The sequence below is a fragment of the Alteromonas sp. RKMC-009 genome (genome assembly GCF_003584565.2).
Lineage (GTDB): Bacteria > Pseudomonadota > Gammaproteobacteria > Enterobacterales > Alteromonadaceae > Alteromonas.
Genome location: NZ_CP032914.1, coordinates 39,185 through 55,443 on the forward strand (window position 1 = coordinate 39,185; position 16,259 = coordinate 55,443).

At 40.4% G+C, this 16,259-nt stretch carries 12 protein-coding genes; 4 read left to right on the top strand and 8 right to left on the bottom strand.

All coding sequences use genetic code 11. The annotated features are described in order from the left end of the window. The first annotated feature begins 7 nt into the window (after positions 1–7). Positions 8–490: a DUF2231 domain-containing protein gene (locus tag DS731_RS21695; RefSeq protein ID WP_150154413.1), complete on the top strand. Its 483-nt coding sequence runs from the start codon at positions 8–10 to the stop codon at positions 488–490. Here DS731_RS21695 and DS731_RS21700 read toward each other — a convergent pair. Further along, complete coding sequence (locus DS731_RS21700; protein WP_150154415.1) at positions 487–933, bottom strand: CopD family protein; 447 nt, start codon at positions 931–933, stop codon at positions 487–489. The two genes, DS731_RS21695 and DS731_RS21700, sit on opposite strands and share 4 nt — an antisense overlap. A gap of 868 nt (positions 934–1,801) precedes the next feature. Between DS731_RS21700 and DS731_RS21705 the strand changes: the two genes are divergently transcribed. Next, the gene (locus DS731_RS21705; protein ID WP_161599203.1) at positions 1,802–2,314 is read left to right on the top strand and encodes a GGDEF domain-containing protein; all 513 of its coding nucleotides are present in this window, start codon (positions 1,802–1,804) and stop codon (positions 2,312–2,314) included. Positions 2,315–3,637: 1,323 nt separating this feature from the next. Here DS731_RS21705 and DS731_RS21710 read toward each other — a convergent pair. The 7 genes from DS731_RS21710 to DS731_RS21740 all read right to left on the bottom strand — a co-directional run bounded on the left by DS731_RS21710 (position 3,638) and on the right by DS731_RS21740 (position 12,530). After that, the gene (locus DS731_RS21710) at positions 3,638–4,369 is read right to left on the bottom strand and encodes a MauE/DoxX family redox-associated membrane protein (protein WP_150154418.1); all 732 of its coding nucleotides are present in this window, start codon (positions 4,367–4,369) and stop codon (positions 3,638–3,640) included. Continuing rightward, on the bottom strand, positions 4,362–4,892 hold the full coding sequence (locus DS731_RS21715) for a DUF305 domain-containing protein (RefSeq protein WP_150154420.1): 531 nt from the start codon (positions 4,890–4,892) through the stop codon (positions 4,362–4,364). The genes DS731_RS21710 and DS731_RS21715 overlap by 8 nt, the downstream gene beginning before the upstream one ends. Positions 4,893–5,556: 664 nt before the next feature. Continuing rightward, positions 5,557–6,507: an IS30 family transposase gene (locus tag DS731_RS21720; protein WP_119501804.1), complete on the bottom strand. Its 951-nt coding sequence runs from the start codon at positions 6,505–6,507 to the stop codon at positions 5,557–5,559. An 88-nt stretch (positions 6,508–6,595) separates the two neighbouring features. After that, on the bottom strand, positions 6,596–7,867 hold the full coding sequence (locus tag DS731_RS21725; RefSeq protein WP_150154422.1) for a cytochrome P450: 1,272 nt from the start codon (positions 7,865–7,867) through the stop codon (positions 6,596–6,598). 83 nt (positions 7,868–7,950) lie between these two features. After that, on the bottom strand, positions 7,951–10,278 hold the full coding sequence (locus DS731_RS21730; protein ID WP_150154424.1) for a xylulose 5-phosphate 3-epimerase: 2,328 nt from the start codon (positions 10,276–10,278) through the stop codon (positions 7,951–7,953). Continuing rightward, entirely contained in the window at positions 10,278–11,387 is a 1,110-nt protein-coding gene (locus tag DS731_RS21735) for an acetate/propionate family kinase (RefSeq protein ID WP_150154426.1), read from the bottom strand. Before DS731_RS21735 ends, DS731_RS21730 begins: the two co-directional genes overlap by 1 nt. Before the next feature lie 297 nt (positions 11,388–11,684). Further along, positions 11,685–12,530, bottom strand: a complete 846-nt coding sequence (locus tag DS731_RS21740) for a glycosyltransferase family 2 protein (RefSeq protein ID WP_150154428.1) — start codon at positions 12,528–12,530, stop codon at positions 11,685–11,687. Positions 12,531–13,656: 1,126 nt separating this feature from the next. On the opposite strand from DS731_RS21740, the gene DS731_RS21745 reads away from it, so the two are divergent. Both DS731_RS21745 and DS731_RS21750 read left to right on the top strand, forming a co-directional pair. Continuing rightward, complete coding sequence (locus DS731_RS21745) at positions 13,657–15,021, top strand: cytochrome ubiquinol oxidase subunit I (protein WP_150154430.1); 1,365 nt, start codon at positions 13,657–13,659, stop codon at positions 15,019–15,021. Positions 15,022–15,030: 9 nt separating this feature from the next. Next, positions 15,031–16,041: a cytochrome d ubiquinol oxidase subunit II gene (locus DS731_RS21750; protein WP_150154432.1), complete on the top strand. Its 1,011-nt coding sequence runs from the start codon at positions 15,031–15,033 to the stop codon at positions 16,039–16,041. Positions 16,042–16,259 lie beyond the last annotated feature (218 nt).

Consider the following 16,259-nt stretch of genomic DNA (forward strand, 5'->3'; position numbering starts at 1 on the left):
CGCTTCTATGTCAAATTCAATAATCAGCAGCCGCGCTTCACTTAGGGGGCATGCACTACATCCAGCCCTGATCCATTTTCCTATCGCGTTTTTGCTCATACTCATTGTCACAGATATTGTATTTATCGTTACCAGCGATCCTTTCTGGGCTGAAGCCAGTTTTTGGCTTACTGCTGCTGGACTGGCATTTGGTGTTTTGGCCAGCCTTGCCGGGGCCATTGATGTTTTTACTGTACGTATTATTCGCCATATTGTCGCAGCCTGGGCTCACGCCGTTCTTGCAGTAATGACGCTATCGCTGACCACATTAAACCTTACCTTACGCTTAGGCGATGACCCCGGCGAACTTATTAATCCCTGGGGAATCTATGTCAGCGTTCTGGCTGGCATCCTTATCGGTATTACTGGGTTCTTGGGCGCTCAACTGGTTTTTGCGTACGGCGTGGGTGTTAACGAGCCTCAAAATAGTGAACGCCAAGTTGAGCCCTAGATTGGCCATGCCACAAAACCAGGTGCAGCAGGTTTTGTCAGGACCACAAACAGTATGCTTCCTACGCAGCAAAATATCGCTATCAGAAAGACCCAGCTAAAGCCTGCCAGATAGCGCATTTCCTGGCGTTCAAGGCGCGTTATCAGTAGGCCAAGGCTCGCGTGCAATATCACCAGTATCGTCACAATGGTTAGTTTCACCATCAGCCAGAAAGTGAGGGTGTCGTTTATTACAAAGACCAATGTTCCCGCAATAATAGAAATGATCGCCGCGGGCGAAGCCACATACGCGAATATCAGCCGCGCTACCGACCCCATTCCAAATGGAATATCAATAAAGTCTTCGCGCATTTTCGACTCAGTAGCAATTAAGATTGGCAAATACAACACGGTTGCCAACCAGATTAGAAGACCGAAGATGTGAAGACCTAAAAGCCAGAGCATGAGCAACCTTACATTTATTTCATAATACTAGTTACAGCACTCGCCCCTGAAATGGTTTAGAAAAAAATGAATTTTTGCGATCGCACGTGACGAAGTGAAGTTAGCCGATCCCTTATTAGAGAGTAAATGAACAATATAATTCCAACCTACGGTCAGCGGTAGAATATTTACTTGTAGATAAAGGTTACTGTATATACGATCTATACACAGTTTCTCAAAGAGCAGAGATGATAAAAAATGAAATTTTCCTCACTTAACGTTGGAGCCTTTTACAAGTTAAGTAAGAGTAGAATAAAGCCTAGCTAGGCTGGCACTTGCAGCTTGGCGAGAGACACATAAGATTTCCAACTTTGACGGGTCTCACCGGAGAAAAACAGGCAACTCCATGTTTAAGAATTTAATTATTGCTACATGTGCGATCGTCTCATCCTTCATTTCCATAATGTTAATCGGTAATTTAACGGTTGATCCTGATAATTATATCAAAATATCTAATAAAAAATACGATATTCATTTGTCAGAATTAGAATTATATTGGTTACTTTTATCACCCGATTTCTGGAGAAAACCTTTTATTGAAATTCTCACACAATCTTTTAACAAAGGTGTATTATTTAATTTTTACAGCGGACTTTCACTTCTCACTTTCTTCACTATTATTCGCGACTTCTAAAATTATCTTATCAGTTGTTAAATTTGGTCTATTTCAGCAATTACAATATTAGAGTCTTAATATAGAAATAGAGCATGAATATCTGATTATAGCCTCGAAAGCCTCTATGCTTGCAATTATTTTAGGAATCAACCTTATATTCTGCTTTACGCTACTGTTTTTTCTGGTTTGATAAATAAAAGAAAAACACGAGAATTGAGAAATGCAAATTTAAAATCGCAGCTTGTTCCTCTAACCAGTTTGTATAATCGTAGAGCTTTTGAAGAAGCTCTTTTATTTTCCAATATGACATCAGGTTATTTATTACTGGCCGACATTGACGATTTCAAGAACGTAAATGATATCTACGGTCATCAGTCTGGCGATAACGTATTGTGTGAAGTAGCAGAGAGACTGTCAAACAATGTTAGAGATTTTGATATACTTGCACGTTTTGGAGGTGAAGAGTTTATAATATTTGTCCCCACTAAGAGCGAAGAGGCTGCCGTGCTATTTAGTCAGAGACTGATTCGAGTTATCGCTGAAAATTCATTTTTTATATCTAGCTACAATATTAACTTGAAAATAACTATGAGTCTTGGAGCAGTTTATGTGGAAAATATAAATTTTAACTTCGACACAGCATACAAGCTAGCTGATGAATCTCTCTACATGGCTAAAAAACAAGGAAAGAATAGAATGTGTCTTTCACAGAGAGATCTTAGCTAGTTCTTTATTCGACAAATTTTCTCCTAGCACTAAATTATTAGAACAAGTAAACTCCCTAAACTTATAGTAGGTTGTTGCAGCGATTGATTATCACAGCCAAGCTTTCTATGAAGCAAAATGTTGATGCTACTTTTTCCGTTCATTATTAATTTAGTTGGCCTAAGCCATAGTTGCGGTATAGCCTAGTTACTAGACATCTATCTGCCTGCTTGCGATTCTCTAAGATCCTCCTTAGTATCTGTTTGCTGAGTTCATTTCTTAGTGTATACTTTAGATGGTATCTCAATTTAAGAGCATCTGCATTTACTGGAATTTTGAATTTGTTGAATAAGAATATGATATTGGCTTCATCTATAATAAAATTTGTCCGAGGATAAAGAAATTAACATTAATTAGAATCAAATAACACTCAAATACGAGTGACAATTTTAAACTCTGAGAGCCTATTACTTATCAAATAAAAACTGTAACAATGTACTTTTTCGACATAAAAATGTTCGCAAAGATTATTCAATCTTAACAACATAACTTTCTATGTTTTATTTATATATTTTACCGTGTTCAATTTTTATTAATATTTCTATCTCACCTACAAATGCGGCTACCCAAGATATGAAAACGAGTTGAGAACGCTATATATGACAAAGATCATTGTAAATACCATTAAACAATCTCAAACCGATTGTCAATATTCAGCATTAACTGATGCATTGAGTGCTTATTGTTTAGCGTTCAACTTACAGATTGATCATAGAGAACTCATAATCAAAGGTTCATCCGCAGACGCACGCCTAAAAAATGGTGATAAAATTGAATGTGTAGAAGTAGATGATTACGTAGTAGTTGTAAGAGATACAGTAAAGAAAAGTATAAAATATTGCTTGCGAAGGACCGTTAAGGGTTGGGAAGTAACAGAACTATAAGAATTTACTTTTCAATCTTAAGTAATCATCCTTTTTTAAGTTTGTTTTATTGAATGGTTATTTTTCTAAAAGATCTACGAACCAAAGGATAATGATAACATCATTTTAACGATGATAATTTAGTATATCAATAGCTCGAGACTTTCCTAATTAAAAAGAGACTTAAAAATTTACTCGCAGTTTCTAAACTTGGTGTAAGCGAATAACTGCAACATTTGTATTTTAAACTTCGATGAGGCCGAGAGCACTTTAACCATTGAGGCTGTATTTGAATAATACTAACTACAACTCTGTGGACTACCATGACTAGGCTAGCATCGTGAAGGAATGACTAGAATGCGGATAGTGTATTCTCTAGCTGATGGTTCACTACCCGCTTAGTTAAAAGCCTTTTGTATGGTTATCGGAATAACATGATCAGCGCGCCAGCTATCATGAATAGGTTTTCAGACAAAGAAACGAAGCCTAGTGGGACGTTACTATCTCCACCGACACACGCACATTTTAATTCTCGTTTGTCGATATAAACCGCTTTGAAAACGGAAATAGCCCCTACTGTTCCAATAAATAACGAAAAAGGAGCAACTGCCAGCGCCGGTAGCTGGGCAACCATACCTATTCCAGCATAGGCCTCAATAAATGGATAGATATATCCATACCTAAGCCACTTCATTGCGAGAAGATCGTAAGTAATCAATGAATTAGTAAAGCTGTATAAGTCTTTGAGCTTTTGCACGGCTAGCAGGGTCATAGAGAACGCAATAAATAACATTAACGTCCTGATTGAGACAATTTCGCCTGCCACATAATACTGAAATGCCAGTGCAAGCAATGCTGCTACTGAAAATATTGCAATAACTGGCGTGTAGGTAGTGCCGGTTTGTCCTGCTTCACCTTTATTGAAAAACTCCCTGAGGTCGTCATAGCCGCCTATCCGCTTTCCATTAATGAAAGCTTGTGGTGTAGTTTCCACACCGTGCTCTGCTTTAAACTTATCAGTCTCATCCCTTGAAGTCAGATGATGGTCTTCAACATCATAGCCTTTCCGCTCTAACAAGTCCTTGGAGCGCAATCCATAAGGGCAAATGTGCTCATCGGTGACCATTCTATAGAGTATTGCCTTATTACTCATCGTCTCTTCCTTTATCTACTTTACCTTCGAAATTCGGAACCGGGCGCTTTGCTGCTTCAGACCCAGAGGTCAGTTTTCCGTTCTGCTCAATATCTTTTATCAACCACTCCATTTCCTTAATTTCTTTTCGCTGCGCTTTGATAATTCCATCAGCAAGTTCACGTACGCGGGCATCTTCAATATTTGACCGTTCACTTGTCAGTATGGCTATAGAATGATGTGGAATCATTGCTTTCATGTATGCAGAATCTGAAATAGTCGTTTGGGAACGAACGAGATATAAACAGATGGCAAATAGCGCAACTGCCCCAATAAAAATTATCGTATTTACTTTTTTATTAGTGTACATCCCTAACATAAACGCGAGCATAATGATGGCCATGCCGGCTCCCATGTACAGAGCCATATAAGTGCGGGTTTCACTAAACCAAACGTGGAAAATCGCGTAAGTGTTTAAATACATCATGATGAACATGGCTATAGTCGAGGTGACTATCATTGCCAAAAATCTAGAATATTTCATATGTAATCCTTACGTTGTATATAAGCATAGTGTGAAAAATTGCCATGGGGTGGTGGGCAATCAGTTTATCTGTCAACTTGTTACAATTTTTATACCGATGGGAGAAATTAGGTGTATTTAGCGGCGGACCTTGCGTTTTTACAGTAATAACGAGCGTGTGCTTCCATTTACTCAAGTGCCAGATAGAATTACAAAGTAGCTTAGAGTCAGTTTTTGGGGAGTCTCCTCAATTGTCTGTGTCGCTGTTAGCTGTCAGATATGAAACTTTAATTCAGACAAGTTGCAGTCTTTCTTAAACAAGATTGAGGGATCGTTATTTCGGCCTAAAGCTTACGCGCCTCGATAGCCTTTACTGAACTACTACTTCGTACAGATTGTATCGATTTTCTTTTGGTTCTTATAACCTTGGTGTAGTAACTAGTTCTAATATAGTTTAAAAAGTTGATAGCTTATTTTATAATTTCATCATTTCCGTTATAACGATATTAAAAATCATTTAGGATCGAAGCGCTCTTTTGAATTTAATATGGATTTAATTAAATAATTAGTTTTTCTAAATATAATTTCGGTACTTGGACCAATCACAGCCTTCAATTTATAAAGTGTTAAATATGGTCATTCAAGTCCTCCGCGAATTCAACTCCGAAGTGCACCACTCGCTAAATTAGGCAGCCTTGCGTAATTCATTGAATACCGCAACAGGTTGCCTGAAGCCGAGGCTCTTTCTCGGTCTGGCATTTAATGCCCGCTCTATTTCACTAATTTGCCTATCCGATACCGTCCGTAAATCGGTGCCTTTCCTGATGTACTGGCGCAGTAAACCGTTGAAGTTCTCATTCAGTCCGCGTTCCCAGGATGAGTACGGATTCGCGAAGTAGATATTGGTTTTGAGCTTCTCAGCGACCAGCTCGTGGTCACAGAATTCGCTGCCGTTGTCCGCTGTGATTGTTCGGACATGACCTCGATATTTCCACAGCATGCCAACTATGGCTCGGGCCACGTCTGCTGCGCTTTTCGCTGGCACTTTGCGTATCAGGTATAGCTTACTTTTGCGCTCGACTAGACTAACAATCGCGCCCGTTCCTTGCTTGCCCAGAACCGTGTCAGCTTCCCAGTCACCGAACCGTTTTTTCTTGTTCACAATAGCGGGACGATGCTCAATGCCAACGCGATTCGGAATAATTATCCGCTTCGCACGGTCACCTTTACGATACCTTCTGTGACTCTGGCGCAGCTGTTTGTACAACCTACCGCCACTCAATTTATCACGCTGGACGTAGCGATAAATCCATTCGTGACTGACATGATGACCGATGATTTTACCTACACCAGCAATTTGCTCAGGGCTCCATTTTTCGTTCAGCCCGAACTCAACAAAGGTAATCGTCAGTTCAGACATCCTGAACTTTGCGGCTTGGCTACGTCGCTTCAATGCCTTCGCCTGAGCCACTTCCGGCAAATAGTGGTTATCCCGAATTCTATTGCGATTTACTTCCCGACTGATTGTGCTGTGACTCACGCTCAGACGTTTTCCGATCTCCCTGTAACTGAAACCCTCGCGTAAGTAGGCCTCAATCTGGTATCGTTGTCCCTCGATCAACTGCTTGTAACTCATGGTAATACTCTAATTGTTTGGCGACTTTAGAATACCACCAACAGGCAGTTGATCATCTATCACCCGTTAACCATGAGTGGTGCACTTATTATCTGAATTCGGGCTCATCTTTATCTATAGGACGAACATCTGAAATAATGAAATTGCTTTTTGGTAAAGCCGGCAAACTCCCCATTCTTAGATCTAGGTCCTGTTCTGGTACGGTGTAGTCACATTCGGATACCAATATTTTTGTTGCAATTTTCATTTGTTCAATTGCTACCCATTCTCCAGGACAGCGGTGGTTTCGAAAATGATCTCCACCACCCTGTGGTATAAATACATAGTCATTGACTTTACAATCACGAAAGCGCTCCATATCAAAATTATTTGGATTCTCCCAGGTACGAGCATCGTGATTTGTTCCGAATAAGTCCAAGAACACTCGTCTACCCTTAGGGAATTTATATCCACGCCATTCGAAAGTTCTCTTTACTGTCGCTGCAGTGAATGGAAAAAAGGGGTATAAACGCCGAACTTCCTGCACAAAACACTCATAGTCTTTGTCTGATCCATTTACTAACCTGTGTTTGATGAGGGGATTTTGATGTAAAGCGTGAGCGCAATAAACTATATAGACTGCTACCGCTACAGTTGGCCGCAAAAGATTGTTTAATTCCACCGCAGCGATTTGTGATTCCAGCAAGCATCCATCTAAGTCTCTATGATTAGCCACTATATATGCAGCGCTGTTAGTAGAGGGCCTGAAGGTCCCTTCTCGAATGCTTTCGATAATGCTTATCAACCATGCTTCATTTCGTTTTCTTGCAATTCTTGCTTTCCAATGCTTAGGTCCTATATTACCTGCGTAGTTAAATAATGCTGTTAGTTCCTCACTACGTTGGCTTACTTCGGATTCCTTGAGAGGAACGCCTGCCCACATACATACTGATTGGGTTAACAGTTCACAAGACTGTTGATATAAATTTATCTTCTCTTTTGAAGACCAATCTTTAACTCGGCTTTTCCAGATATCGCAAGTGATCATGCTCAACTTTCCGAGCTTGTCTGCCCTTAAAAAAGACATAAACATTTTTTTACGTTGTAAATGTTCTTCTTCATCAAGCCCTTGGACACCACCTTCACCAAAGAGAGTTTTCTTGATTCTTGAGGGCGCAACACCAGCACGAGAAAAGTATTCAGTATTATAAAAAATTCTCGCCGCTTCTTCACCTCGCATACAGACAGTTTTCTGTAATAGCAATCGAGCTTGAAATACATCAGTATTAAGTTCATCGCAGTGCTTGGATATATAGCGATAAGGATCGCGAATTAATGAAATTGTAGAATCTAAAATGCCAAGTTCTGGAAATCCAGTCATTGATGTTCCTATTTGAGATGTCTAGTATGTAGGCATTGTGTGATACTGATAATGCCGAAGTGATTTCCTAAAAAAAATTTTTATTACTTGTTGATACTGAGCATCTTTTTAGCCACGCTCTCAATATCTCTTTCGGATTGTCCATTAACCTTTAACATACCGTCTAAGTTTAATGTACCCCCCTGATTTTTATATCCCATGAAAGTTGTTTTTTCGGTGCCTAAATCGAGCCGCCGCAAGACTCCCGTGATAACTTCTTCTCCAGTATGTGAAACCACAATGCGCAAGGGAGCAGGTGCAATTATAAGATCAATCATAACTTTATCATGGCAATACTCTGCTTCTGTTTCGTCACGGGGAACTCGAAATCGCCCCGGTTCAAGTAAGGCTACGACCTCACATTTTACTGATTCCCTCTGCAATAATTTTGCGGCTTTAAGGGAGCTTTGTAATTGATAACCTCCAATAGCGATGAGCTGAATGTCAGCATTCGGTTCCTTGATCGCAATAAATACGCCGTTATTCGCCGCCGTTGCTGCTTCATCGCCGGTTGTTACAACGGGAAGGGCCTTTTTTGAAGCAACCATCGCCGCTATCTTCCCTCTAGTCTTATATAGATTGATTAAAATCGCCTTAGATGTATTTGCATCAATAGGAAAATACACAGGCGAAATATCTGACATCTCGCAGAGCCAGTTTTCGGAAAACTTGGGATCCTGGTGGGATTGCTCGTTTTTTCCGTTTTCCCAAGTATGCGACGTTGCTATCACCGGTATACTAATCCATTCAGCTGGTCGATTTGCTTTTTTTAAGTTTCTTGAAAAAATAACTTCTTGGCGCATCGCGCCAATCATCTTCATAGCAAAAGCTTCGTAACTAACTACCATCCCTACACCCTGCTTATTCGCCAATACAGCCGACACGACAGCCTCTTCGTTTAATGCAGAAATAACACCTCCAGTTATCGACTCTGTCTCATTGTTTTCTGGATTAGCCACTCGGTGTTTTAATGATGCTAATGTTTTAGTCATTTTGTTACTTTGCACTTCATCAGGATTGCCTAAACGAAAACGTACAGATTTATTGCAATGAATTAGATCTGAGAACCACTTATCAATCTCTCTCAGACAGGAAACTGATAGGCCTGATTCGATGTAATTATCGTCTGGAAAAATTAACTCTCTACGTTTCAGTAATCTCAATTCATGGTCTTTTTCTCGGACACGACCATTAATCGAATGATTATTAAGAGTTTTCACACTTTCTTCTAGTTCTGTTTGAGAGACATATAGAGCGGCGGTAGCGTTAATAAATTCTTCCCTTGCCTTATCGTCTTCAACTAGATTCTCACCTAATGGCAGGTTATGAGCTGCGTTTGTTCCTGCTGCAGGTAGCCCGTAACCTTTAACCACCTCCGCGATAATGTAAGGAAGTTTGACCGGGTAGGAGATACGCCCCTCCTGGGCTTCCTGACCAATTTTTGATAAGGTCTCCATAGCATTAAGAAGAGCCATAGCGTAAGCAGCTGGATCACTCCCATCTATAGGCAAAGGATTAAAATCATGCAGTTTTAGGTATTTTTCGAAGTAGCTTGTTCCTCCTTCCTGCGCCATCAATGTCCGCTGATCAATTTTGCGACCATTTTCGATCATAACAGGTGTGACTAATCCCGTATCAGCTGCGCGCCACCAACGCGGTGCCCAATCGCTACCTCTTTGTTCTTCAAAAGCGCCGTCACTTAAAAATGCTACTAATTCTTGCCCGGGAAGGGGCACATGTGAATATTGAAGTGCCGTGAACCCCAAATATCCGCCTTCTGAAATTCCGCCTGCTGTATGAATATTTACATGACTACCTATGCGTGATTTAAGTTCACCATCTTTATCAAGTTCATATGAGTAGTAGTCTCTACACAAACGACTCAATCCCTGCTCATCACATGAATAAAGTTTTGCTTTTTCTTCATACTGATTGCCTATAATAGCGTTTACTGCTTCTATTGCTGCAACACAATGACCCTGACCCATTACCCACGAGCGTGTTTTTCCGCTAAGCGAATTGGCAAGAAGATAACCCGTATAGGCGGGTGTCATGTTTAGAGCACCACCAGTATGCCCCTGCGCTTTTTTCTTAAAGTCATCGGCGGTTAGAGCCGAGCCATCCATGGGAACACGTTTAGCATATGTCATGTGAGCGACTAGCCACATGCTAGCACTACAAATTCGGTCAGCAGCTTTTAACAACGCAATCGTGTTTAATAACTTCCTATGGTCATCCTTTGATTCAAGAGGAATACGTTGGAGGTATTCTTCGACAAGTCTAACTGTGGCTTTAGTGTGTTGAATTTTACGATATCCGTGAGACCATTCATTGAATTGATCGCTTACCTCAGTGCTATAGCTTGTTGACATTAAACTGTCTCCTTGGAATATCGTTTATACTGGCCGAGCATCTCCAGGCATTCATCGCTGGGAATAAGCCATATTTCAGTTTGAGAATGTTTTTGATGAAGCGCGCAAATTCCTTGTGCACTTCTATTCTTTTTTTCACAAATAGAAATCCCAAGCTTGCTCAGCTGACATAAAGAATCTGCTCGTATATCCGGTTGGTGCTCACCAAGTCCACCTCCGAATACAATAGCATCTACGCCTCCCATTACACCGACAAAAGCTCCTATTGCCTTGGTAAGTGCATAGGAATATATTTCTAACGCTACAGAAGCAGAGCCAGACTCACTCTTTTTGAGATCACGGTAGTCTCCTGAAATTCCGCTAATTCCTGCGAGTCCAGAAGAATGGTTAAATAATCTGGATAAGCTTTCAGGTGTGTGTTCTTCCCGTTCAAGCAAATGCAATACAATATTAGGATCTATACTTCCGCTACGTGTTGTCATAGGAAGGCCGTCACTTGGTGTAAAGCCCATTGTTGTGTCGATAACTATTCCCCCTTTCCAGGCAGCTAATGAGCTTCCGCCTCCGAGATGTATAGTGATAACGCGTTCATATTTCTTTTGCTTTTGCAGTTGATTCCATTGGGACTGATGCGCAAGCCCGTGAAATCCATATCTCATTATTGGCCATTTTTCAGAGAGTCCGTCAGGTAGGGCGTAATGACGTGCACAATCTGGAATGGTATTGAAAAGTGTAGAATCTGAGAAAATAAAATGTTTTGCATGCGGACATTCCCTTATTCCATATTCAATCAACCTAAGCGCAATTTCATTGTGAAGCGGAGCTAAGGGCGACCAATGCCTTATTAAGTTAAGGCAATCTTCATCTACTGGCTTAGGATTCCGATCCACCTTTCCAATATGTACAACACGGTGCAAAATTATTTGATATGGTAGCGTCTCGTCTATATATTTTTTGAAATGATCAAAAAGCTGCTTGGGTTCGCCCTCCACTATATTCAAATTAAGCTTGGTTGACTCTTCCCACTCTTGAAGTTCTAATGAACCACTCCCCGCATTGCAAATCAAAATTCTCTCTGTTTCGAATATATGTTGCTCTATATTGTCCATATGGGATGCTCGCTAATTTAGAGGATCACTGGTAAGTTACATAACTTTTATTCATCAAAAACAATTCAATATTTTTAGAATCAACTTACAGGCGATATAAGACATCATCTCGGGTTATACATAAATCATTAAAACTCAGCTAAATAAGTGCATCAAATATCATGCGTTAAAATCTTGAGACCACCCCTAAAATAAACTTAACACAAAACAGAATTAAGTAATTCCCAGTAGAATATTAATATTGAAAGTCCCATTTATTTCGTTACTTTAAGCGAGTACAAACTGTCTCAGTCCCATCTAAGAATTGGTCGCTTCAAGTTTATAAGATACTAATTCATCTGGAGAGGGGTTTCGCAGAATGTGCAAACCTCTGGCCTCATAATCTTTATTTATGAATCCCATTTCTACGAAATTTTTTAGCACATCTTTGCAGGGGTATTTACCCCACTTGCTATAAAAGTACCGTGAGTTTTGAATGAAATTTGTAACATGAAGGACAGGGTATTGATAGTGTACGCGATTACGAATATAGGTTGTATCACTCACAGTACTTAACGACATATTAGAGGCAATACACCTTTCTACGTAATCCTCGTCATTTACTCCGTAGCCGCGATAGTGTTCATCGAACCCACCAGTTTTTTCAAAATCTCGTAAACTGATAAAAAACAAGCTGTTGTTATTTTTTACGCAAAATCTCGCGTTTTCTTCACTCTCGAGATGCGGATATTTATCTAGTTCTGTAGCTAGCTGAAGAAAATTTAATTGCATAAGAGCTTTAGAAATACATACAACTTTGGTTGTTATAACGCAAGAAGGTCTCCAAACATCTTTTAGGTTTTTTATTAAGTTCGAGGAGATAATCGATTCGACATTGATAACTAAGCAGTGACTATTGGAAACACTACGAACACCTTTATTAATTGCTCTTGAAATAGGTAGATCGTCACATATTTTGAACTTATGATGTACAGGAAACTTTTCACTAGATATTAACGAATACTGGCTTGGTGGAGCCATCCAGACAACTACAAGCTCTTCCGGTAACACCTCACAATCTTCTAGTTGATCAATTAAATTAATTAAGGATTTAACGCGAGATTTCACAACAACCACGACGCTAACAGTATAGGCACTAATCATTACGTCTCCGGTGAGAATTTGAGGATACCACCTCGTAACATTCAATATCTATACCATAATAACACTTCCAGTTTTTCGCATAACCAAATCAATTCGAAATTTTAATTTTTTGATGCCAGCAAGTTAGAGCAAAAATAAAGCCATGGCTGTTAAAATAAATCAAACTTTCATTTAAGAATAACTGGAATGCTATATATTTACTTTCAAAACAAATATATATGCAAGGATAATCTACCACTAGTATTTATACACCTTCAGTTGTGCAGACGCTAGCTTTTGACATCTTGATTAGATTCAAACTTTACGGGGTGTAATATATACTTACTTTCATTATATGCGTGAAAATATTACATTCATTAAGGCAAGGAGTCCGCTATTTAACCCTTACATTTGTAGATTTTGCATGACCTTAGGCAGTTGAATAGCTTAGAACAGGTGTAGGAGCGATTTTTGCACTATATTCTGCGTCTGGATTCTCAAGACTAGTATAGAAGTAGTATTTGAATCCTATAAAACCTGCTTGTAATAGCAGAGTTAGCCCCATCGTAGGAGAGTTTAAAATACATGGGCAGTGGAATGTTTGAAGATGCGTACGATAAGTTAAGATTCGTGACTTTATTATAATTACTATTGTGAAATAGTTAACGTAGTTGATAGCGTTTTGTAAGAATTTCTGTTTTTATTACTGCAAACATGATTATTGCGAGACTACTTAATTAAATATGCATTTAATTAATGTTCGACGAATTTTTTAGTTGATAGTAATAAAAGTAAACAGTCAGTTGGTATTTATTTTCACACTGTTATTGCGACCAAATGGTATACCACTTGTAGCGGCGAGCAAATTGTGGAGTAAATCTGCAACATATATCCGGTGAGAGAAAAATATCCGATTATGAGGCTGTTACGAAACTTGATCCGAAGATGCTGAGCGAGAGCAAATTGTTCCAATAAGGCTTCAGGAAATTCATGACTTATTTGAATCGGTAACAGCCAGGTCAGAAGGGTTGCAAATTCGATACTGAAAGACTTAATGCACTTATTAAATTTGGGGCTTAGGTCGGCCGAAGCCTCGCCTTTAAAGATAAAAATTCTTGCCGGTAAAATCGAATAACAGGGGGCAATTATGGATGCGTTTGTTTTATCCAGACTACAGTTCGCATTAAATATTAGTTTTCACATTCTCTTTCCAACTGTCACGATTGCACTGGGATGGTTTCTGTTTTATTTCAAGCTTCGCTCTAACCTAACCGGTTATCCAGTTTGGATGCGGATCTACCGCTTTTGGGTAAGAGTTTTTGCCCTCACTTTTGCCCTAGGTGTTGTATCAGGCGTAACCATGTCTTTTCAGTTCGGTACCAATTGGCCGGGTTTCATGGAAAAAGCGGGAAACGTGGCCGGACCATTGCTGGGCTATGAAGTGCTAACTGCTTTTTTCTTGGAGGCAACGTTTCTGGGCATAATGCTATTTGGTATGCGTAAAGTGCCTAATTGGTTGCATACATTTGCTACGTTTGTGGTGGCGGCAGGCACGACATTGTCGGCATTTTGGATATTGTCGTTAAATAGCTGGATGCAAACGCCGCAAGGTCATGAAGTGATCGATGGGGTAATATATGCTAAGGACTGGTCTGCCATTATTTTTAATCCTTCATTTCCCTATCGTTTCGCCCATATGCTATTAGCATCTGGGCTGACTGCCAGCTTCCTTATAGCAGGCTTATCCGCGTATCGTTTGTTCAGAGGCGACGACAAAATTGCGCCTAAAATTGCGCTTAAGACGGCAACTTACACTGCTGCGGTTTTGATCCCTCTGCAAATTTTTGCAGGTGATATGCACGGGCTTAATACGCTTGAGCACCAACCACAAAAAGTCGCAGCGATGGAGGGAGTATGGCACACAGAGCAAGGCGCGCCTTTATTACTCTTCGCAGTTCCAGATGAGGAAACAAAGACCAATTATTTCGAAATCGGCATTCCCAATATGGCTAGCTTTATTCTAACCCATGATGTAAACGGAGAAATTAAAGGATTAAATGAATTTGAGGGTGAGCATCCGCCGGTTGCTCCCGTTTTCTATTCATTTCGTGTCATGGTGGGTATGGGGGTATTGATGCTTGGTACCGCCTGGGCCGGTGCTTTCTACCTTTATCGTCAAAATAAGTTGCCTGATTGGCTGAATAAGGTGTTTATAGGCATGAGTTTTAGCGGTTGGATTGCCACATTGGCCGGATGGTACGTCACCGAGGTAGGCCGGCAACCCTATCTTGTGAGCGGCGTGTTGACCACACGGGATGCGGTAACGGGTCTACCGCCGGCCAATATAGCGCTAACATTTACGCTTTATGCAGCGCTATATATTGCTCTGCTGATTGCCTACATGGGAACGCTCACCCTGATGTGCCGCAAAGCCGTTGCGATTGAAGAAATTACGCAAGAAGAAAAAAACAAAGCACAGCGTGTCCGTTTTAATCCGGTCCAGACTAATTAGGAGAAGACCATGCCTTTTGAATCATTGTCTGCAGACACATTGGGGAATATTTTTATTGCCTTATTGGGATTGGCGGTACTGCTTTATGCGATTCTCGACGGATACGATTTGGGTGTTGGTGTTTTGTTTCCGCCACGCAACGAGCAGTTTAAAGACGCAATGGTAGCCTCTATTGGACCATACTGGGATGCCAATGAAACCTGGTTGGTGCTAGCGGTGGGTTTACTTTTAATTGCCTTTCCACAGGCGCATAGTGAAATCTTACAAACTTTATATCTGCCCGCCACTTTTATGCTAATGGGGCTTATTTTAAGGGGAGTTTCCTTCGACTTCCGTGCGAAAGTTGCTCAAACGAAAAAGAAAAAGTGGGATACCTGTTTTAAATACGGTTCTCTGTTGACGACGCTCTCTCAGGGATACATGTTAGGAATATGGGTGACCGGTCTGCGTACCGATTTCTATGCACAGGGTTTTGCTTTGTTATCCGCTTTCGGTGTTACCGCAGCTTACGCGTTTATCGGTGCTTGCTGGCTTATTCTTAAAACAGAGGGGGACTTACAACGAAAAGCCATCTATTGGGCAAAGCGATGCCTGACGATCCTGGCTGGGGGCATTATTGCCGTAAGTTTTTTAAATTTAACGTTGCACGAAGAAGTGCGAGCCCTCTGGTTGGAAAGCTCCCTGGGCATTGTATTGATGGCCATACCTATTACGTGTTTTGGTTTACTAGCTTTGTGTAGTGTCGTACTACAAAGGTTGCCTGAGGCGGGCGGTAAAGGAGAATGGCTTCCCTTTGCGTTAGCTCTGCTTGTATTTCTACTATGTTTTGCTGCCTTTGGGATAAGTTACTATCCCTATGTTGTGCCGGGACAGCTCACCATCATGCAAGCACTGGCAGACGCGAGTTCTCTTCGCTTTTTGTTGGTAGGTACTGTCGTAGTTGTACCTTGCATACTTGCTTACACCATTATGGTATATCGAATATTTGCCGGTAAATCGGAAAAACTCTCTTATTATTAAAAAACTAGGGAAAGCCTTGTCACGGTGACAAGACATTGAACTAGTTCTGATACTTACTGGTATCAATTGGATTTGGATAAATTCGACGCGATCTGCATTTAAGTTATCCGTTCTCAAAATCAAACAATCCTGCCGCTATAATTCCTATCATATTAGTTTCCTACACGTATCTTTCTGAAAAATTGAGAGTAGATGCTTTGCACATATAGCCGAATGTT